The 19,780-nt window shown below is 56.4% G+C and carries 14 protein-coding genes and 1 riboswitch; of the genes, 3 read left to right on the top strand and 11 right to left on the bottom strand.

What is annotated here, in order from left to right; genetic code table 11:
- Nucleotides 1–453 precede the first annotated feature (453 nt).
- Nucleotides 454–550, top strand: a riboswitch (TPP riboswitch).
- Between the two features lie 37 nt (nt 551–587).
- From thiM to psiE, 3 genes are all read left to right on the top strand, one after another.
- Nucleotides 588–1,382, top strand: a complete 795-nt coding sequence (gene thiM, locus LOZ86_RS14930) for a hydroxyethylthiazole kinase (protein ID WP_161546867.1) — start codon at nt 588–590, stop codon at nt 1,380–1,382.
- Complete coding sequence (thiD, locus tag LOZ86_RS14925) at nt 1,379–2,182, top strand: bifunctional hydroxymethylpyrimidine kinase/phosphomethylpyrimidine kinase (protein WP_161546868.1); 804 nt, start codon at nt 1,379–1,381, stop codon at nt 2,180–2,182. Before thiM ends, thiD begins: the two co-directional genes overlap by 4 nt.
- 153 nt (nt 2,183–2,335) lie before the next feature.
- Nucleotides 2,336–2,743, top strand: coding sequence for a phosphate-starvation-inducible protein PsiE (gene psiE / locus LOZ86_RS14920; RefSeq protein ID WP_039512906.1), 408 nt, complete (start codon nt 2,336–2,338; stop codon nt 2,741–2,743).
- A 28-nt stretch (nt 2,744–2,771) separates the two neighbouring features.
- Here the strand turns inward: psiE and yegS are convergent, their stop codons facing one another.
- The 11 genes from yegS to LOZ86_RS14865 form a co-directional block, all read right to left on the bottom strand.
- Nucleotides 2,772–3,671 carry a lipid kinase YegS gene (yegS, locus tag LOZ86_RS14915; RefSeq protein WP_039512901.1) on the bottom strand — a complete coding sequence of 300 codons (900 nt, stop codon included), beginning with the start codon at nt 3,669–3,671 and terminating at the stop codon, nt 2,772–2,774.
- A gap of 413 nt (nt 3,672–4,084) precedes the next feature.
- Nucleotides 4,085–5,446, bottom strand: a complete 1,362-nt coding sequence (gene trhP, locus LOZ86_RS14910; protein WP_039486474.1) for a prephenate-dependent tRNA uridine(34) hydroxylase TrhP — start codon at nt 5,444–5,446, stop codon at nt 4,085–4,087.
- Between the two features lie 212 nt (nt 5,447–5,658).
- Nucleotides 5,659–6,618, bottom strand: a complete 960-nt coding sequence (locus tag LOZ86_RS14905; RefSeq protein WP_039486471.1) for a glutathione S-transferase family protein — start codon at nt 6,616–6,618, stop codon at nt 5,659–5,661.
- 170 nt (nt 6,619–6,788) lie between these two features.
- Nucleotides 6,789–7,340 carry a GNAT family N-acetyltransferase gene (locus tag LOZ86_RS14900; RefSeq protein ID WP_039486470.1) on the bottom strand — a complete coding sequence of 184 codons (552 nt, stop codon included), beginning with the start codon at nt 7,338–7,340 and terminating at the stop codon, nt 6,789–6,791.
- A gap of 54 nt (nt 7,341–7,394) precedes the next feature.
- Complete coding sequence (locus LOZ86_RS14895; protein WP_072012418.1) at nt 7,395–8,039, bottom strand: Vat family streptogramin A O-acetyltransferase; 645 nt, start codon at nt 8,037–8,039, stop codon at nt 7,395–7,397.
- A gap of 30 nt (nt 8,040–8,069) precedes the next feature.
- Entirely contained in the window at nt 8,070–8,798 is a 729-nt protein-coding gene (baeR, locus tag LOZ86_RS14890) for an envelope stress response regulator BaeR (RefSeq protein ID WP_039486468.1), read from the bottom strand.
- 33 nt (nt 8,799–8,831) lie between these two features.
- A complete protein-coding gene (baeS, locus tag LOZ86_RS14885) occupies nt 8,832–10,199 on the bottom strand; it encodes an envelope stress sensor histidine kinase BaeS (protein WP_039486466.1) in 1,368 nt (455 codons plus the stop codon).
- 7 nt (nt 10,200–10,206) lie between these two features.
- Complete coding sequence (gene mdtD / locus LOZ86_RS14880) at nt 10,207–11,607, bottom strand: MFS transporter (protein ID WP_039512897.1); 1,401 nt, start codon at nt 11,605–11,607, stop codon at nt 10,207–10,209.
- 713 nt (nt 11,608–12,320) lie between these two features.
- Entirely contained in the window at nt 12,321–15,401 is a 3,081-nt protein-coding gene (gene mdtC, locus LOZ86_RS14875) for a multidrug efflux RND transporter permease subunit MdtC (RefSeq protein WP_039486461.1), read from the bottom strand.
- Nucleotides 15,398–18,520 (bottom strand): MdtB/MuxB family multidrug efflux RND transporter permease subunit, encoded by a 3,123-nt coding sequence (locus LOZ86_RS14870; protein ID WP_161546870.1) that lies wholly within the window; start codon nt 18,518–18,520, stop codon nt 15,398–15,400. The genes mdtC and LOZ86_RS14870 overlap by 4 nt, the downstream gene beginning before the upstream one ends.
- A complete protein-coding gene (locus tag LOZ86_RS14865) occupies nt 18,520–19,755 on the bottom strand; it encodes an MdtA/MuxA family multidrug efflux RND transporter periplasmic adaptor subunit (RefSeq protein WP_039486455.1) in 1,236 nt (411 codons plus the stop codon). The genes LOZ86_RS14870 and LOZ86_RS14865 overlap by 1 nt, the downstream gene beginning before the upstream one ends.
- Nucleotides 19,756–19,780 lie beyond the last annotated feature (25 nt).

Below are 19,780 nucleotides of genomic sequence, written 5' to 3'. Positions count from 1 at the left end.
TTTATGAATCCGGTTTTTTTATGCCTGTCATTAACGCGATATCTATATGTAGTGTATTAATTTCATTAAAATACTACATGCTGGGTATTTTAGTTGAGATTCTTTTGAGTGCAAAGCTTGATTTTGAGGTTGAATTTAGATTTCGACAGGTTAAGAAACGCGCAACCCTTGTCTGAGAAGGCTTACAGAAATGTCAATAACGCGCAAAAAAAATGAAAATTTGATCGAATGTAGATTTCTTTTACGGAAAAATATAACTCGCTGAATTTTTAGAGCGCCTGTAGTGATATCTGGTTTGGGAAGCTTGAAAACTAGAACCTCGTTTAGCCCACTGACTGCGGGTCATCGCAATACTTCTGGCACACAAGCGGGATTGGATGTCCATTTACAATACCTCCCACTGGCATTATCCTGATCGAAGATTAATAAAACATTAATCGCAACATTTTGATTTTAAATGACTCGGGGTGCCCTTCTTTGTGAAGGCTGAGAAATACCCGTACCACCTGATCTGGATAATGCCAGCGTAGGGAAGTCACGGTATGCCCCACCGGTTGCCGCCTTCTTCCACGCCGGTTGGGAGACTTATGAACACGCGACCCGCCGACTTTTCTGCCGCTCAGGCAGCAACATCACTCACTCAATTCCGTTCTGCTTCGCCGCTGGTGCACTGTCTGACCAATGATGTGGTGCAATCTTTTACTGCTAATGTGCTGCTGGCGCTGAATGCGTCGCCTGCAATGGTGGTCGATCCCGAAGAAGCCGCGCAGTTCAGCGCGGTGGCCGATGCGCTGCTGATTAATGTCGGGACGCTGGAGCGCACGCGAACTGAGGCGATGCGGGCGGCGGTAAACAGCGCACATCAGGCGGGTACGCCGTGGGTGCTCGATCCGGTTGCAGTTGGTGGGTTGACCTTTCGGAGTGAATTTTGTCGGGAATTGCTGGCGTGGAAGCCGACGGCGATTCGCGGCAATGCATCTGAAATCATGGCATTGGCGGGGTTAGCTGCACAGGGGCGTGGCGTGGATAGCGCCGATGATTCGCTGGCGGCGCTCCCTGCTGCGCGCGAACTGGCGCGGCAAGTGGGGACGATGGTTGCAGTGACCGGCGTGGTGGATTATGTCACGGACGGCGAGCGAGATATCGCGGTAGCTGGCGGCGATAGCATGATGACGCGCGTGGTCGGGACGGGCTGTGCGCTGTCGGCGGTCGTCGCGGGTTTCTGCTCTTTGGAGGGGGATCGCTTATCGCATGTAGCGGCAGCGTGCTATGTCATGGCGTTAGCAGGGCAGCAGGCGGCTTCGGTGGCGCAGGGGACGGGGAGTTTTATACCCAACTTCCTCGATAGACTTTATACCCTGCGCGCGGAGGATCTGGCATGAAGCGTATCAATGCGTTGACGATTGCGGGCACCGATCCGAGCGGCGGTGCGGGTATTCAGGCGGATTTAAAAGCCTTTTCTGCGCTGGGGGCTTACGGCACCTCGGTCATTACCGCGCTGGTGGCGCAAAACACATGCGGCGTGCAGTCCATCTACCGGATTGAACCGGATTTTGTCGCGGCACAGCTGGATTCCGTGCTGAGCGATGTGCGTATCGACAGCGCCAAGATTGGGATGCTGGCGCAGACCGATATCGTTGAAACCGTTGCCGAACGCCTGCGTCATTACGCGGTGCCTTTCGTGGTGCTGGACACCGTGATGCTGGCGAAAAGCGGTGATCCGCTGCTCGCGCCGGAGGCGGTGGAATCGATCCGTCGTGAGCTGCTGCCGCGGGTGTCCCTGATTACGCCCAATCTGCCGGAGGCCGCCGCGTTGCTGAATACGTCGCCTGCCGCCAACGAGCGGGAAATGCGTGAGCAGGGGGAAGCACTGCTGGCGATGGGCTGTCAGGCGGTGCTGATGAAAGGCGGCCATCTTAGTGAAGCGGAAAGCCCAGACTGGCTGTTCAGCCGGCAGGCCGAGCCACTGCGTCTTAGTTCCCCACGCGTGAATACGCGCCATACGCACGGCACCGGCTGCACGCTGTCTGCTGCGCTGGCGGCACTGCGACCACGTCACGATAGCTGGGGCGAGACGGTCAAGGCAGCGAAGGATTATTTACAGCAGGCATTACAGCAGGCGGACACGCTTGAAGTCGGGCACGGCATCGGCCCCGTTCATCACTTCCATCGCTGGTGGTAACACCATAAGTAAATTGACTTGTACTTTGCGTGACATATTTGTCAGTAATTTCAAACTAAATTAAGCGTGCTCGGCATAGACAGCACGCGGTTCGTCCGGTTACTTTGCTGTGAATTATTGGCGTTAATGTGAAATAGGGTGTGGGGATAACATATGGCAGGTTCTGCTCGCAGTGCGATGGCTGCCAAGGCGCTTCAGACGATACTCAATATCGGCCTGCTGGTGCTGGCGATCATTCTGGTGATTTTTTTAGTCAAGGAAACGTTCCATCTGGCGAAAGTGCTGCTGATCTCCAGCGAGAAAGATTCCTCCTATCAGCTGATAGAAGGCATTGTGATCTATTTCCTGTATTTTGAGTTCATTGCGCTGATCGTGAAGTATTTCCAGTCCGGCTATCACTTCCCGCTGCGTTACTTTATCTATATCGGCATCACGGCCATCATTCGCCTGATTATTGTCGATCACAAAAGCCCGTCGGATACGCTGGTGTATTCCGCGGCGATCCTGCTGCTGGTGTTTACGTTGTATCTGGCAAACAGTAATCGCCTGAAACGGGAGTAGTAGAAACAGGAATAGTTGAAACGCGCCGCTATTCCAGCAGCGAGCACTGGGGTGGCAGCCGACAGTGAATCGCCGCGGGAAGCACCTCGATATGGAAGCGTTTGGCACTGAGCGGCTCGCCGTCCAGATTAAACGTCATATCGTCTGGGGCGGTGATCTCCAGCCACGGCAGGGTAGCGGAAATCATGTTCTGGTTTTCGCTGCCAGTGAACCAGGCTTGCAGCATATTCGGCAGCAGCTCGGTTGCCGACAGCACGCTCAGTTCCAGCAACCCGTCGTTGACCAGGGCCTCTGGGCAAAGCTGCTGCCCACCACCTGCCTGACGACCATTTCCTACCGCGACAACCAGCGTATCCCCCGACCAGTGAAAATCCGGCCCGCGAATCTCACAGCGCTCGGCTTGCAGCATGTCCATGCGAAAGAGTGCGTGCAGCACGTATGAGGCGCTCCCGAGCGCGGCCTTCATCTTGGCCGGTGTCTCGGTGGTGATGCGCGTAGCAAATCCGCCCGTCGCCATGTTGATGAAGTAATGGCTGTCGTTCACCTTGGCGATATCAATCGCGGTGGCGCGGCCTTTGATCGCCAGCGTTAGCGCGTTGTGCATCTCCATTGGAATCTGACAGCTGGTGGCAAAATCGTTGGCGGTGCCCAGCGGTACAATTCCCAGACACGGACGCACCGCTTCCGGCTGCACCGCTAAGGCGGCGGCGACTTCATTGACGGTGCCGTCGCCACCGGCGGCGATCACGTTATCTGCGTTGAGCTGAATTGCCTCTTCCACATAGCGTTTAGCATCGCCGTATTCCCAGGTCACGCGGACATGCAGCGTATAGCCGTCCTTGCGTAGCGCATCAATGGCTTCGCGAAGTTCTTCATTACCCGCACTTTTTCCATTCAAAATCAGCAGTGTGATTGGATTTTTTTCCATGGCCTATTTCTCCTAAGCAGGATAGTGGAATTAATAATAGTCACTAAATCGGTAGGTAGAAATCAGAAGAGTCAGGGAATGTTTGCGGTAGGGAAATGGGGGGCGTGAGAAAAAGAAAAGCCAGCTCAAGGGAGATTGAGCTGGCCAAGGAGGTGGTTCCTAGTAGTATCACTACGCTTATTTTTCGTTCTATGTTTTCTCAGCGACGCAATATTAACCACAAGGCTAGCGAATTGATGTGATCTGTTTCTAATATTCGTTAAAAAACCCTGAGCTTTGTAACGATACCTTTGGCTGGTTTACGCTCTTGTTCGTAGCAGGGAAGGTGCGGTGATAGGGGGCATACCGTAAAGGAAAGAGGGGCTGACGAACGGGGTAGCCGGATGTACGAGACATCCGGCGATATTACCGGTTTATTCCGCGTTAGGATTACGCGTGGTAGTGCCCGGCAGATTGCGCAGCAGTAGCGCATAATCCAGCGAGACATCGTCCGGCACAGGCAGATAGACGATATGGCCGTTACCCGGCGCGACATCGGTCGGTTGCCCTTTGGCATTCTGCATGGTGTCGATGGTGAATTGAATATTGCCGTTTGGCGTCATCATCTCCACGCTGTCGCCGCAGGAAAATTTGTTCTTCACATTGACTTCCGCCAGCCCATCGCGGCGCACGCCGGTGAATTCACCGACAAACTGCTGACGATCGGAAACGGAATAGCCGTAGTCGTAGTTCTGGTAATCTTCATGCACGTGGCGACGCAGGAAGCCCTCGGTATAACCACGGTGTGCCAGACCTTCCAGCGTTTCTAGCAGCGTTGAATCGAATGGTTTCCCTGCGACAGCGTCGTCAATGGCGCGACGATAAACCTGTGCGGTACGGGCGCAATAATAGAATGACTTGGTGCGGCCTTCGATTTTCAGCGAATGAACCTGCATTTGCGTCAGGCGTTCAACGTGCTGAATGGCACGCAGATCGCGGGAGTTCATGATGTAAGTGCCGTGCTCGTCTTCAAATGCGCTCATGTACTCGCCGGGGCGCAGATTTTCTTCCAGCATAAAGACTTTGTCGGTCGGTTCGCCGATGCCCAGCGCAGGCTCAACGTTTTTCACCGCGATAGGCTCGTGCTGATGAACGATATTTCCGACCTCGTCCTCTTTACCTTCCTGAACTTTATATTCCCAGCGGCAGGCATTGGTGCAGGTGCCTTGATTCGGATCGCGTTTGTTGATGTAGCCGGACAGCAGGCAGCGACCGGAATACGCCATGCACAGCGCGCCGTGAACGAAGATCTCCAGTTCCATATCCGGGACGTTCTGGCGGATTTCTGCAATCTCTTCCAGCGACAGTTCGCGGGACAGAATGACACGCGTCAGCCCCATTTGCTGCCAGAATTTCACCGTCGCCCAGTTGACCGCGTTGGCCTGAACGGAAAGGTGAATATCTATCTGTGGGAAGTTTTCGCGCACCAGCATAATCAGGCCCGGATCGGACATGATCAACGCATCCGGCCCCATTTCGATCACGGGTTGCAGGTCACGCAGGAAGGTTTTCAGTTTGGCATTGTGCGGCGCGATGTTAACGACGACGTAGAATTTCTTGCCCAGCTCATGCGCTTCGTTAATGGCTTGCGCCAGCGTCTGATGGTTGAATTCGTTATTGCGCACGCGCAGGCTGTAGCGAGGTTGACCGGCATAAATCGCGTCCGCGCCATAGGCAAAGGCGTAGCGCATATTTTTCAGCGTACCGGCCGGAGAAAGCAGTTCCGGTTTAAACATGGTATCTCTCGATTCTGATCACAAGTCAGGCTGCTCCACGGCGGGAGCAGTAAAGGCGGAGGATTCTAGCGCTAATAGGGGAAAATTGCAGTAGACGACACACGAAACGTGGGGCCTTTGTTTGACATAAATCAATCGTTTGATGTAAATCAATTTTTTGACCTAAATAAAGAATGGCCTGCCATTAATAGAGCAGGCCAGATAAAGCAGGATTAACGCGTCGCGATACGGGATTTTCCGAACGTTTCGCGGTTGTGGAGCTGATATAAATCGACCTGTGGGCCAGCCGGTATAATCTGTGTCGGGTTCAGCCAGGCAATACCGTAATAGCCTGCTTTGATATGGTCGATATTGACCGTCTCCGCGACGCCCGGCCACTGGTACAGTTCACGCAGGTAGTTCGACAGGTTCGGGTAATCGGCAATGCGTTTCAGATTACATTTGAACGCGCCGTGGTAGGCCACGTCAAAACGCACCAGCGTCACAAACAGACGCCAGTCGGCCTCGGTCAGCGTGTCGCCGATGATATAACGATGGCTGCCCAGATGTTCGTCCAGTTCGTCCAACGTGGCGAAGAGCGTGGTGACAGCGTCGTTGTAATGTTCCTGCGTTTTGGCGAATCCGGTCTTATACACGCCGTTGTTGACGTTGTGGTACACGGTTTCGTTCCAACGGTCGATCTCGCTGCGCAGTTCCGATGGATAGAAATCGAGGTGGTTGCCGGTCAGATCGTTAAATTCGCTGTTCAGCATGCGGATAATGTCCGCCGATTCGTTATTCACGATGCGTCCCTCTACCCGATCCCACAGCACAGGCACCGATACCTTTCCGGTATAGTCGGGCACGCTGGCGGTGTAGAGCTGGTGCAGGTAGTGAATCTCACCGACATGCTCGCCGGCATCCTGCGGGGTGGCAAATTCCCAGCCGTCATCGGCGATGCGCGGGTTGGCAACGGAGAGAGAAATAATGTTCTCCAGCCCTTTCAGCTTGCGGAAAATCAGCGTGCGCGATGCCCACGGGCAGAGATAGGAGACAAAAAGCTGGTAACGACCGGCTTCTGGCACCAGTTCGGTTTGCCGAAATTTAGTTTCTTCGCGGTGGAATGCCCCATTTTTGATCTCTTCCGCTGCGACATCGCCGTTAACCCATTTGCCATTCACTAAGCCTGACATCGTTTTTCCCCTTATCCGTTCTGTTGCAGGTGACCCAAGTCCCGCACGTCGTGCGGGGTGATACCCGTTATTATTGTAGGCTTAAAAGAGTAACAGCCTTGTGAAAAGAGAAAATGACAAAATTTTCATTAAGTCAGACAGTATTTTTGACCAGACTGGGAAAGCGTTGGCTAACGTTTAGCCGCCAGCAGGCCGTATAGCGCAGAGTCGGACACCTCGCCGTCTACAATCCACCGCTGCTTTAACAGCCCTTCCTGCGTGAATCCTAGTCGTTCCAGTGAGCGGGCTGAGGCCACGTTGCGGGGATCGATTTCGGCTTCCAGTCGGCTTAGACCCGCCGTTTCAAAGGCAAAATCCCGCAGCGCAGAGAGCGCCTCCGCCATATAGCCTTTGCCTTGCGCACTCGCCGCCAGACAGTAGCCGATTTCGGCGCGTTTAGACTCAATCTCAAGGTTGAACAGCACGCAGGTGCCGATCAGCTCGCCGCTCTCTTTGACTTCCAGACCCAGTTTCATGTGCTGCCCGGCACACAGCGCGCTCCAGTGTTCGTCAATCGCGTCGTGCGCCTGCTCGATGTGTTGCCAGGGCGGGTGGTTCCAGAAACGCATCACAACCGGGTCGGACATAAAGACGAACAGCGCTGGTGCATCATCACGATAGAGCGGGCGCAGCAGCAGGCGAGGAGTTTCGATTTTGGTGGTTTCGGAAAATAGCGCAGTCATTATCGTGAAAGCCTCTTTTTCGTGTGTAATGAATGGGTGTGGAATGGAAGACGGTTATTCGGACAGTTGGCCCGCTTGCAGTGCGGCAATATCGCCAGCTGCGATGATGTCCAGATGACGCGTGATTTTTTCTATCGGCCAGTCCCACCAACACAGCGTTTCCAGTGTCTCGATGACGTCCGGCGCAAAACGTGGCTTCAGGATTTTGGCCGGATTGCCGCCAACGACCGTATAAGCGGGCACATCGGCGGTGACCACGGCGCGTGAAGCAATGATGGCGCCATTTCCAATGCGGATGCCGGGCATGATCAGCGCGTCATAGCCAATCCAGACATCATTGCCGATGAGCGTGTCGCCTTTGTAAGGCAGATCGCCGGGCTTGGGTGTCACTTTTTCCCAGCCGTTGCCAAAAATCTGAAACGGGTAAGTCGACAGGCCGGAAAGCCGATGATTGGCCCCGTTCATGATAAATTTTGCGCCACGCGCGATGGCGCAAAACTTACCGATGATTAATTTATCGCCGAGAAACGGATAGTGGTAGAGCACATTTTGCTCGAAATTTTCCGCGCCATCGGGATCGTCATAATAGGTGTAGTCGCCAATTTCAATATTCGGGTTGGTGACAATGTTCTTGATGAAACACACTTGGGGGAAACCGGCCATGGGGTAGCGGTTATCAGGGTCTGGTCCGTTCAACATGGTCTCCATAACGTCATAAGGCGGTGGGCGTTACACCTCATTACAGGGCGCGGCTTCCCAGCGATAGCCGATGCCGTATACCGTGCGGATAAATGAGGTCTCTTCGTCCAGCTGTTCCAGCTTGCGACGCAGATTTTTGATGTGGCTATCGATGGTGCGGTCGGTCACGACGCGGTAATCGTCGTAGAGCTTATCCAGCAGCGCTTCGCGGGAAAATACCTTGCCCGGCTCGGTGGAAAGCGTCTTGAGCAGGCGAAATTCCGCTGGCGTGAGATCGAGATTCTGCCCCAGATAGCTGGCCTGAAAGCCGCTTTTATCAATCAACAGGGCCGTTTCGGTTTTCTCGACGGCTTTCAGCCCGTCATTCTGCCAGCCGCAGCGGCGCAGCAGCGTTCTGACACGCACGACCACTTCGCGCGGGCTGAAGGGCTTACAAATATAGTCATCGGCACCAATTTCCAGCCCCAGCAGGCGATCGATCTCTTCGCTGCGGGCGGTGACCATAATAATCGGCACGTTGGAAAACTGGCGGATGGTGCGGCAGAGCGTCAGGCCATCGCAGCCCGGCAGCATTAAATCTAGTAAAATGAGGGAAGGGGAATGCTGCCGCACCCACTCGACGACCTCATTGCCGTTGGGCAGCCAGTGCGTGGCATAGTCCGCTGCCTGAAGGTAATCCACCAGCAGTTGTCCCAATTTGGGCTCATCTTCGACGATCAGAATCGGTGATGCCATAGCGAAATCGGGTGCGGTTGTCATAGCTCTGCTTATTTTCGGTGTTGTGAGTCGATCTTAATCAGGTACGTGCAAGGGAAGCTCAATAGTAATCATCACTCCCCCTAATGGCGAATGTTCAGCATACAGCCGTCCGCTATGTGCCTCAACGATATTATTGCAGATAGCCAACCCCAGCCCAGCGCCGCCGCTGGCGCGGTTGCGCGAACTTTCCGCACGGTAAAAACGCTCGAAAATCAGCGTGAGCTGCTTGTCGGTCACGCCGGGGGCGCTGTCCTGCCAGATAATCGCCCAGCGTTTATGTTGTTGAATAACCGTAATGGTCAACTGACCTTGCTCATCAGTGTAGCGCAGGCTGTTTTCCAGCAAATTGTTAAACAGCTGGCTTAGCCGGTCGGGATCGCCAAAGACGCCCGCCTGCGCGGGTAAATCGGTGGTGAGCGTAATCTGCTTTTTCTGGAAACGTTCATGAAACGCGGCGATAGTAATATGCAGAATTTGCACCACGTCTACAGACGCCTTGCGGTAGGCCAGCGCCCCACGATCGGACAGGGTTAGTTGATGCAGGTCGTCCACCAGTTTGGTGAGCGTCGTGACCTCAGACTGGAGCGAATGCAGAGAATGCGAGTCGGGCTTGCGCACGCCGTCCTGCAAGGCTTCCAGCTCGCCGCGCAGCACCGCCAGCGGCGTGCGCAGTTCATGAGAGACGTCAGCCATAAACGCGCGGCGAGACTGCTCGTTTTTTTCCAGCGTGATGGCGAGCTGATTAAAATCCTGCGCCAGCCTGCCCAGTTCATCGTGCGAACTTGCCGTCACGCGGGTACTGAAATCGCCCGAGGCCAAACTGTGCATGCCGCTGACCAGCCGCTTGACAGGGGCGAGCAGGCCGCGCGCGGTCAGCCAGGTGGCGATGATCGCGAGCAGCGTCGAGAGTGCGACAATCAGCCAACTGGTGCGCTGCTGCTGCTGATCGAAACTGATGTCGGCGTTGCGGGTCAGGCGTTCAACAGGCGAGGCAACAATCCAGCCGACCGTCTGGTTTTGTACCTGAATCGGCTGCCAGGTGCCTTCATTCGGGATCGGTGCCGGAGAACCGAACAGCTTGCGTTTACTGGTATCCAGCACCCAGAGGCGCACCCGCAGCCCCTGCATGCTGTTGTCGGTGTCGTTGTTCTGGTCCAGCGAGTGCAGCATCTTGAACACCAGACGCTCATTGTTGCGCAGGAATGACCAGTCGCCATGCAGCTGATATTGCTCTGCCAGCGCATCGCGCAGCTGCGTGACCCGCTGTTCGTTGCCGCGCTTAATGTAGTCGATAAAGCCGCGCTCGAAGCTGGCGCGCACGCCCCAGTGCATAGTAATCAGCACCAGCATACAGGTGGCGAAGATCGCGAGGAACAGCTTGGCGGTGATTCCAAATTTCATGACAACCTCACGATTTGCGCGGCAGCGTGGACTGCTTGACGCCGTCCGTCGGGACGCGGTTAAAAATCAACACGGGCAGGGCGATGATGACGATCATGCTGAGATAGGTGTAAATAAACACCATGTGAGTTTCTCCGTTGCCCGTCGCTATGTGCGGCTGGGAAAACATGCCCAGTAGAATGCCTGCGATGCTGACGCCGAGGCTGGTGGACAGCTGCATCGTCATCGACAGCAGGCTATTGCCGCCGCTGGCGAGCGTATCCGGCAGATCCTTCAGTGTCAGCGTGTTCATGGTGGAGAAGCGAACGGCGTTTACCGTACCGAGGAAGAACAGCACAATCGGGATCATCCAGATCCATTTCATCAGCGCGACCAGAGCAAATAGCGCCGTGACCAGCGCCAGCAGCAGCGTGGAGACAATCAGCACGCGGCGGTAGCCGAGTCGGTTAACGACCTGCACCACGATCCGCTTCATTCCCATGCTGCCTAGCACCATTGGCACCATCATCAGCCCGGCGTGGAACGGAGAGAATCCCATTCCCAACTGTAAAAACAGTGGCGTCATAAACGGTAACATACCGCTGCCGATACGCGCCAATAGCCCACCGCTCAGGCCGATGGAGAAGGTCGGCGTGTCGAATAGATGCAGATTAAACAGCGCCCGTTTGTTGTGACGAGCGTGCAGCCAATAGCTTAATAGCGCGATCAGCCCGACAGCTATTAACGCAAAAATGGCAATCGGCGGAATGCCCAGACTGCGGTTACCGTCCAGCGCCAATGTCAGCGTAGCCATACCGACGGCAAGCCAGAGGAAGCCGCTGATGTCAAAGCGCTGCGTTCGCATGGTGTAATTGGGCATCAGGAACCAGGTGGCCAGCGCGCCGATAAGGCCAACGGGCAGGTTGATGAGGAAGATCCAGTGCCAGCTGGCGTATTCCACCAGAAAGCCGCCGAGGGCTGGCCCCATTAATGGACCAATCTGGCCGGGCAACGTCACGAATGTCATCGCCGCCATATACTGATCGCGCGGGACGATTTTCATCACCGTTAGCCTGCCAACCGGCACCATCATCGCGCCGCCAATACCCTGAATGACGCGTGAAATCAGTAGTTCATTCAGCGTTTCTGAACGGGCGCACAGCAGCGACCCGAGCGTAAACAGCAGAATCGCAGTGAAAAAGATGTTCTTCACGCCGATACGATCCGCCAGCCACCCGCTGGCAGGCAGCATCACCGCAACGGTCAGCACATAGGAAACAATCACCGAATGCATATGCAGCGGGCTTTCATTCAGACTCGCGGCCATTGAAGGCAGCGCGGTATTCACGATGGTGGTATCCAGCGTCTGCATAAAGAAGCCAAAGGCAACAATCCAGAGCTGCCAGCGGATGGAAGCCGGTTGGGTCATATTCCTTGACCCTCTGAACTGTTGAATACATTGGGCATAGTCGGTGGTGTCCTCACATTTCGCATGGTGCTCTCAAAGCACGAATATTATTATCTCGGAGAGGTTTCGTGCGCTTAACATTTGTTTTTCTCTGCATGCTTTCTGTATGCGCACGACACAGGGGCGCTCAGTCGCCGCCGCCCTGTGAACCCAGGCTGTTTGGCGTGAAATGATGCCGCTTCGCGATTCCTTCGTCGTCAATGCTCTCTTGTTCGGACCGCCGCTGACGCGTTCCCGACGCGGCAGCGGCTTTCGCGGCGTCCTGCCGCTCATCCGAGAGATCATCTTCTCCTCAGCATCATTTACGCCAAGGTGGGAGTACGTTGCGAGCTATATATTCCTTTTCTGTCACTTCGTGTGCTTAACATTTTTTCCTGGCGTAAAAAATTGTACTGAGACGGAAGCTGGCTCACGGGTGAGTGGCATGGACGCCACGAAAGACAGTGCCGCGCCGAGAGCGCGTCACTGGCGGCCCGTAAAGAGACGGCTTTCGGTGAAGGCACCGCGTAGCGGTACAATTTAGCGCCACAAGCCAGGGTTCCAAGGGCGACGGGAATTGAGCTGCCCTTGGTCGGGCGCGTTCGGGGCGCTACTAGAAAAACAGCGAACGTTAAGCGCACGAAACCTCCCCAGAAATAGCATGTTATTAGATCTTTACCGTTACTCATGTTCAGTCACGACAGTGACAAATCCTTCTCCGGGGCTTTGCGCCGAATATTCCTCAGCTTGTCGAAAAACAGATACACCACCGGGGTGGTATACAGCGTGAGGATTTGGCTCATCACCAGCCCGCCGACAATCGTGATGCCGAGCGGCTGTCTCAACTCCGCACCGTCGCCGCTGGTCAGCACCAGCGGCAGTGCGCCAAACAGCGCAGCCAGCGTGGTCATCATAATCGGGCGGAAACGCAGCAGGCAGGCCTGGAAAATCGCGTCCTGCGCACTCAACCCGCCGCTGCGCTGTGCTACCAGCGCGAAATCCACCATCATGATCGCGTTCTTCTTCACGATCCCAATCAGCAGCATGATGCCAATCAGCGCGACCAGACTAAACGGTGCGCCGAACCACTCCAGTGCCAGCAGCGCGCCCACGCCCGCCGAGGGCAGGGTAGACAGAATCGTCAGCGGGTGCACATAGCTCTCATACAGCACGCCCAGCACGATATACACGGTGATAATCGCTGCCAGAATCAGTAACAGTTGGGAAGACTGCGACTGCTGGAACGCCCGTGCCGTACCGGAGAACTGACCGCGTACCGCTGACGGCACGCCCAGCGACGTCATGGCTCTTTCTATCGCTGCCGTCGCGCTGGAAAGATCGGTGCCCTCTGGCAGGTTAAAAGAGATCGTCGAGGCGGCCGACAGCCCCTGATGATTCACTGACAGCGGGGCGTTGATCGGCTTCCAACTGGCGAAGTAAGAGAGCGGAATGGGCTTACCTTCGTTATTGATCACGAACATCTTGTCCAGTGAACTGACGTCCTGCGTGTAGGCGTCGTCCACTTCCATCACCACCTTATATTGGTTTAGCGGCTGGTAAATGGTCGAAATCTGACGCTGTCCGAAGGCGTTATTGAGCAGCGCGTTGGCGGCAGAGACGCTGATGCCGAGCTGCGCCATCGCATCGCGATCGTAGGTGAGCGCCATTTCCGCGCCTTTATCCTGCTGATCGGAGTTCACGTCGGCTAGCTCGGGCAGTTTGCTGAAAGCAGCACGAATCTTGGGTTCCCAGGTACGCAGCTCGCTCAGATCGTCAGACAGCAGCGTGTACTGGTATCCGGCGCTCGCTTCCCGCCCGCCGATACGGATATCCTGCACCGGCATTAAAAACAGGTTGGCACCGGGTTCTTTTGCCAGCTTGACGCGCAGGCGGCTGATCACCTGCTGTGCCGACACATCGCGCTCGGACAACGGCTTCAGCGAGATAAACATCGACCCGCTGTTGGTACGCGATCCGCCGGTAAACCCGTTCACGTTATCCACCGCCGGGTCGCTGCTGACAATGGTCATGAAGTTCTGGAGTTTCACCGTCATTGCCTGAAAAGAAATGCTCTGGTCGGCCTGAATGAAGCCCATCAGCCGGCCCGTATCCTGTTCCGGGAAGAAGGTCTTCGGAATGCTGATATACAGCCAGACGTTGAGCGCGATGGTGCCCAGCAGGAGCAGCAACACCCAGCGTGCATGGTTGAGCACCCACTTCAGCGAGCGTCCATAGCCTTGTTGCATCGCCAGCAATACACGATTAAAACCACGGGTGCGCGGCTGGCTGCGTTTGGGCACGGCACGCAGCAGTCGTGCGCACAGCATCGGCGTGAGCGTGAGCGAGATCAGTAGTGAAATCATGATCGCCGCTGACAGCGTGACGGCGAATTCACGGAATAGCCGCCCCGGCAAGCCGTCCATCAGTAGCAGCGGGATGAACACCGCAACCAGCGACAGGCTCATGGATAAGACGGTGAAACCCACTTCGCGCACGCCCTGAAGCGACGCCTGTAGCGGCTTCATGCCCGCTTCGATGTGGCGGGAAATATTCTCCAGCACCACGATGGCGTCATCCACCACGAAGCCAGTGGCAATGGTAAGCGCCATCAACGACAGGTTATTCAGGCTAAAGCCGCACAGGTACATCGCTGCAAAGGTGCCGATCAGCGATACCGGTACGGCCAGTGCCGGAATAGCGGTGGCTCGGCCGGAACGCAGGAACAGGAAGACGACCAGAATAACCAGCGCGACGGCGATAATCAGCGACTGCTCGACTTCCGCCAACGAGGCGCGAATGGTGGGCGAACGATCCTGCGCGACATCCAGCTGTATTTCAGCAGGCAGGCTGGCACGCAGTTCCGGCATCGCGGCGCGGATATTGTCTACCGTGGTAATAATGTTGGCATCCGGCGCGCGGCGAATCATCACCAGAATCGCAGGCTTCGAGTTCGCCATCCCCGCGTTACGGGAATTCTGCACCGAATCTTCCACGGTGGCGACGTCGCTCAGGCGGACGGCAGCGCCGTTGTTGTAGTGGATAATCAGCGGCGCGTAGGCATCGGCGGTTTTGAGCTCATCGTTGGTTTGTATCTGCCAGCTTTTCTGGCTGTTTTCCACATTCCCCAGCGGCTGACGCACGTTTGCCTGCGCAATAGCCTGCCGTACCTCATCAAGAGAAATGCCCTGATTAAACAGCGCCACCGGATTCAGCGCGACGCGTACGGCAGGGAGCGAACTCCCGCCGATGGAGACATCGCCGACGCCTTCCATTTGAGAGATTTTCTGTGACAGCTGGGTCGAGGCAAAGTCGTATAGCTGCCCCTGACTGTAGGTATCCGAGGTCAGCGTCAGAATCATGACGGGGGCGTCGGACGGATTGACTTTGCGGTAGGTCGGGCGGCTGGACATACCGGACGGTAACAGGTTTTGTGCCGCGTTAATGGCCGCCTGCACATCACGCGCGGCACCGTTGATATCGCGATCGAGGTTAAACACCAGAATGACGCGCGTGCTGCCGAGCGAGCTGGTGGAGGTCATTTCGCTAACGCCTGCGATCCTGCCGAGTGCGCGTTCCAGCGGCGTGGCGACGGCAGAAGCCATCGTTTCCGGCGAGGCACCGGGCAGCGAGGCGCTGACCGAGATCACCGGGAAATCCACCTGCGGCAGCGGTGACACTGGCAACAGGCGGAAACCCAGTACGCCACAGAGCGCGATGGCCAGCGTCAGCAGCAGGGTGGCGACGGGGCGGTGGATGAACAGGGCGAAGAACTTCACTCGGTTTCTTCCTCCTGACGCGGCGCACGGCGGAAACGCGTCGCCAGACGGTCAAACAGCAGGTAGATCACCGGTGTCGTAAACAGCGTCAGGATTTGGCTCATGATCAGGCCGCCGACCATACAGACCCCCAGCGGCTGGCGCAGCTCCGCGCCGACGCCGGTGCTCAGCATCAGCGGCAGCGCACTCAGCAGCGCCGCCATCGTGGTCATCAGAATCGGCCGGAAACGCAGCAGACAGGCCTGATAAATCGCGTCATACGGTTTCATGCCCTGTTCTCGCTCCGCCGCCAGCGCGAAGTCGATCATCATGATGGCGTTTTTCTTCACGATCCCGATGAGCAATATGATCCCAATAATGGCGATCACATCCAGCTCATTCCCCGCCATCATTAGCGCCAGCAGCGCGCCGACCCCCGCCGTGGGCAGCGTAGACAAGATGGTGATCGGATGAATAAAGCTTTCGTACAGCACGCCGAGCACAATGTACATCGCGACAATTGCCGCCACGATCAACCAGACGGTGCTGCTCAGCGCCGACTGGAACGCCAGCGTACTGCCCTGAAAGCGGGTGGTGATATCCGCCGGCAGATTCATTTGTTGCTCGGCTTGCGTGATGGCATCAACCGCTTCGCCTAGCGCATAGCCTTTCGCGACGTTGAAGGAGATCGTCGTCGATGGGAACTGGTCGATATGGTTGATCGCCAGCGGCCCCTGACGCTCTTCAACGGTGGCAATGCTGCTGAGCGGAATGGTCCCGCCGTCGCTGCTGATGAGGCGCACGTCGTTCAGCGCGTCCAGACCGGTGTTGTTCGTCGTATCGTGCTCCAGCACCACGCGATACTGGCTGGCCTGCGTATAGATGGTGGAAACCAGACGCTGACCAAAGGCGTTGTACAGCGCGCTGTCGACCTGTGACATCGTGATGCCCAGACGGCTGGCGCTGTCGCGGTTCACGTTGACATAAGCGACCGCCGCGCCGTCTTGCCAATCGCTGCTGACATCCTCTAACTGCGGCAGCTTTTGCAGCTCGGTCATCAGCTTGGGCACCCACTGGCTCAGCTCGTCCAGCGACATCGCCTGCAACGTAAACTGGTACTGCGTGCGGCTGATTTGGGTGTCGATGGTGAGATCCTGCACCGGTTGCAGATACAGCTGGATGCCGGGGATCTGTGCCGTTTGCTGTTGCAAACGACTGATGATCTCTGGAATACGTTCGCTGCGTTCACTAAGTGGTTTCAGGTTGATTTGCAGTCGACCGCTGTTTAGCGCGGCATTCGTGCCGTCAACGCCGATAAACGAGGACACGCTCTCCACCGCCGGATCTTTCATGATGATGGAGGCGACGCGCTGCTGGCGGTCGGCCATATTACTGAACGAGACCGTCTGCGGTGCCTGTACTGTGCCCTGAATGATGCCGTTATCCTGTATCGGGAAGAAGCCTTTCGGGATCCAGATATAGAGCAGAACCGTTAGCAGCAGCGTACCGAGCGCGACGCTGAGCGTCAGCCACGGATGGTTCAGCACTTTGCGCAGCCAGACGCCGTAGGCATCAATCAGGCGAGTGAAGAAACGTTCGCTGGCGCGGGTAAAACGATTCTGTTTACGCAGCGACTGATGGCTCAGCATTCGCGCGCACATCATGGGCGTTAGCGTGAGCGACACGACGGCGGAAATCAGGATAGACACCGCCAGCGTGACGGCAAATTCGCGGAAGAGGCGTCCAACGATATCGCCCATAAACAGCAGCGGGATCAGCACGGCGATGAGCGAGAAGGTCAGAGAGATAATGGTGAAGCCGATTTCACCCGCGCCTTTCAGCGCCGCGTTAAGCGGCTTTTCCCCTTTTTCGATATAGCGGGCGATGTTTTCAATCACCACGATGGCATCATCCACCACAAAACCGGTGGCGATGGTCAGCGCCATGAGCGTCAGGTTGTTGATGGAGAAACCGAGGAAATACATCGCGGCAAAGGTGCCAATCAGCGACAGCGGCACGGCGATACTGGGGATCAGCGTGGCGACGGCGTTACGCAAGAACAGGTAAATAACCATCACGACCAGCGCGATAGCTAACAGCAGCTCGAACTGGACGTCTTTCACCGAGGCGCGAATGCTGGTGGTACGGTCAGTCAGCGTGGTGACCTCGACGGAATTCGGCAGGCTGGCTTTCAACGCGGGCAGCATCTTACTAATGCTGTCTGTCGTTGTGATGACGTTGGCACCCGGCTGGCGCTGAACGTTGATAATGATCGCCTGCTGCCGATTCGCCCAGGCACCGAGATGAATATTCTCGGCAGCCTGCTCAATCGTCGCGACATCCTGAAGCCGCACTGGTGCGCCATTCTTCCACGCGACAATCAGCTTGCGGTAATCATCAACGGACTTCATCTGATCGTTGGCGGAGAGCGTGACCGAGCGCGTCGGACCGTCCAGACTCCCCTTGGCGGAATTCACGTTGGCGGCAGTAATCGCGGTGCGGATCGTTTCGCTGGTCAAGCCGTACGCCGCCAGTGCTGGCGCGTTCAGCCTTACCCGCACGGCAGGACGCTGCCCACCGGCTAACGACACCAGTCCGACGCCCGCTACCTGCGAAATTTTCTGTGCGATGCGGTTGTCTACCATGTCCTGAACTTGTGTCATCGACATGGCGCTGGAGGTGACGGCCAGCGTCATAATCGGCGGATCTGCCGGATTCACTTTGCTGTAGGTTGGTGGGTAGGGCAGATCGTTAGGCAGCAGGTTGCTGGCCGCATTGATGGCGGCCTGCACATCCTGTTCGGCGACGTCCAGCGACAGCTCAAGCTGGAATTGAAGCGTGATAACGGATGCGCCGCCTGCGCTCTGCGTCGACATCTGTTTCAGCCCGGACATCTGGCCGAACTGCCGCTCCAGCGGCGCGGTAATCGCCGACGTTACCACGTCGGGGCTGGCACCGGGATACAGGGTAATAACCTGAATCGTCGGGTAATCGACTTCGGGCAGGGCGGAAACTGGCAGCGCCCGATAGCCGATAATACCGGCCAGCAAAATAGCGATCATCAGCAGCGTCGTGGCGACCGGACGCAGAATAAACAGGCGTGACGGCCCACCGCCGCTGGCTGGAACGGTATCCTGCATCAGGATTTCTCCCCAGTGATGGCAGGCGTTTTCTCCGTCAGCGCTGAGGGCACGACTTCCACTTTCGCCCCTTCGGTCAGGCGGTCGATACCATCAGTCACGACCTGAACATTGGCGTCCAGCCCGGCAGTCACTACAACCAACTGGCCGTACTGAATACTGGTGGTCACCTGACGCTTACTCACTTCATTTTTATCATTCAGAATCCAGACGAAGCGGCCTTCATTGCCCATCTGTACGGCGGCAGACGGCGCAACGACGGCGTTTTTCAGCGTGTCGACCTTCATACGGATATTCACGAACTGGTTCGGGAACAGGGCATCATCCAGATTGTCAAAACGCGCCTTGAGCTTGATCGTGCCTGTGGTGGTGTCGATCTGGTTATCCATGCTCAGCAGGATGCCCTGCGAAAGTATCTTCTGATTGGCGCGATCCCAGGCTTCTACCACGGGCGGCTGACCTGATTTCTGCGCGCTCAGGATTGTGGCGATTTCCGCTTCCGGCACGGTAAAGACGACATCGATAGGGTACGTTTGCGTAATCACGACAATGCCGTTGGTGTCGCCGCTAGTGATGTAATTCCCCACATCGACCTGCTTTAACCCGATTCGACCACCAATCGGGGCGGTGATTTTGCTGTAATCCAACTGGAGCTGTGCGCTGGCTACGGCACCTTCATCGGCTTTTAGCGTCCCTTCCGCCTGACGAACGGCGGCGGTCTGCGCATCCAGCTCCTGACGGGAGATCAGGTTGGTTTTCACCAACTGCTGATAGCGCGCTAAATCCTGTCGGGCGTTAGCCAGTGCGGCCTGATCTTTTGCCAACTGTCCCTGTGCCTGCGTCAGCTCAACCTGAAAAGGACGGGGGTCGATTTCTGCCAATAAGTCGCCAGCCTTAACCTGTTGCCCTTCCTGAAAATGCAACGCCATCAACTGACCGTTCACCCGGCTGCGCAGCGTCACGGTATTGGCCGCCGTCACGGTGCCTAAACCGGACAGATAATAGGGCACGGAAGCGGATTGCGTCAGCGCAGCCTGCACGGGGGCCAGCGTGCGCATGGCAGCACGGCGTCCACCGCCACTGCTGTTGCTTCCCGAATGTGACGTACGGGCGGCGTGCTGCTCACCCGTACCGGAGGTGGCAGGTGGCGTCTGGGTAAAATGGCGCCAGATCAGTACGGCAATAGCGACAACGGCGGCAAGTACCAGCAGGCCTCGGATACGTTTGGCATTCATAGTGATGGATTACTCTCTCCAGGTT

It is taken from the genome of Pectobacterium parvum, assembly GCF_020971565.1.
GTDB classification, from domain to species: Bacteria; Pseudomonadota; Gammaproteobacteria; order Enterobacterales; family Enterobacteriaceae; genus Pectobacterium; species Pectobacterium polare.
Note: the sequence above shows the minus strand (reverse complement) of the source record. Positions and strands in the feature narration are given on the sequence as shown.

Bases quoted from the DNA above. Each gene is read 5' to 3' on its own strand.
- mdtD (WP_039512897.1), bottom strand. From the start codon at position 11,607: ATGACCCAACCGGCTTCCATCCGCTGGCAGCTCTGGATTGTTGCCTTT.
- LOZ86_RS14865 (WP_039486455.1), bottom strand. From the start codon at position 19,755: ATGAATGCCAAACGTATCCGAGGCCTGCTGGTACTTGCCGCCGTTGTC.
- yegS (WP_039512901.1), bottom strand. From the start codon at position 3,671: ATGGAAAAAAATCCAATCACACTGCTGATTTTGAATGGAAAAAGTGCG.
- LOZ86_RS14870 (WP_161546870.1), bottom strand. From the start codon at position 18,520: ATGCAGGATACCGTTCCAGCCAGCGGCGGTGGGCCGTCACGCCTGTTT.
- LOZ86_RS14900 (WP_039486470.1), bottom strand. From the start codon at position 7,340: ATGACTGCGCTATTTTCCGAAACCACCAAAATCGAAACTCCTCGCCTG.
- thiD (WP_161546868.1), top strand. From the start codon at position 1,379: ATGAAGCGTATCAATGCGTTGACGATTGCGGGCACCGATCCGAGCGGC.
- LOZ86_RS14895 (WP_072012418.1), bottom strand. From the start codon at position 8,039: ATGTTGAACGGACCAGACCCTGATAACCGCTACCCCATGGCCGGTTTC.
- trhP (WP_039486474.1), bottom strand. From the start codon at position 5,446: ATGTTTAAACCGGAACTGCTTTCTCCGGCCGGTACGCTGAAAAATATG.
- baeR (WP_039486468.1), bottom strand. From the start codon at position 8,798: ATGACAACCGCACCCGATTTCGCTATGGCATCACCGATTCTGATCGTC.
- psiE (WP_039512906.1), top strand. From the start codon at position 2,336: ATGGCAGGTTCTGCTCGCAGTGCGATGGCTGCCAAGGCGCTTCAGACG.
- thiM (WP_161546867.1), top strand. From the start codon at position 588: ATGAACACGCGACCCGCCGACTTTTCTGCCGCTCAGGCAGCAACATCA.
- baeS (WP_039486466.1), bottom strand. From the start codon at position 10,199: ATGAAATTTGGAATCACCGCCAAGCTGTTCCTCGCGATCTTCGCCACC.
- LOZ86_RS14905 (WP_039486471.1), bottom strand. From the start codon at position 6,618: ATGTCAGGCTTAGTGAATGGCAAATGGGTTAACGGCGATGTCGCAGCG.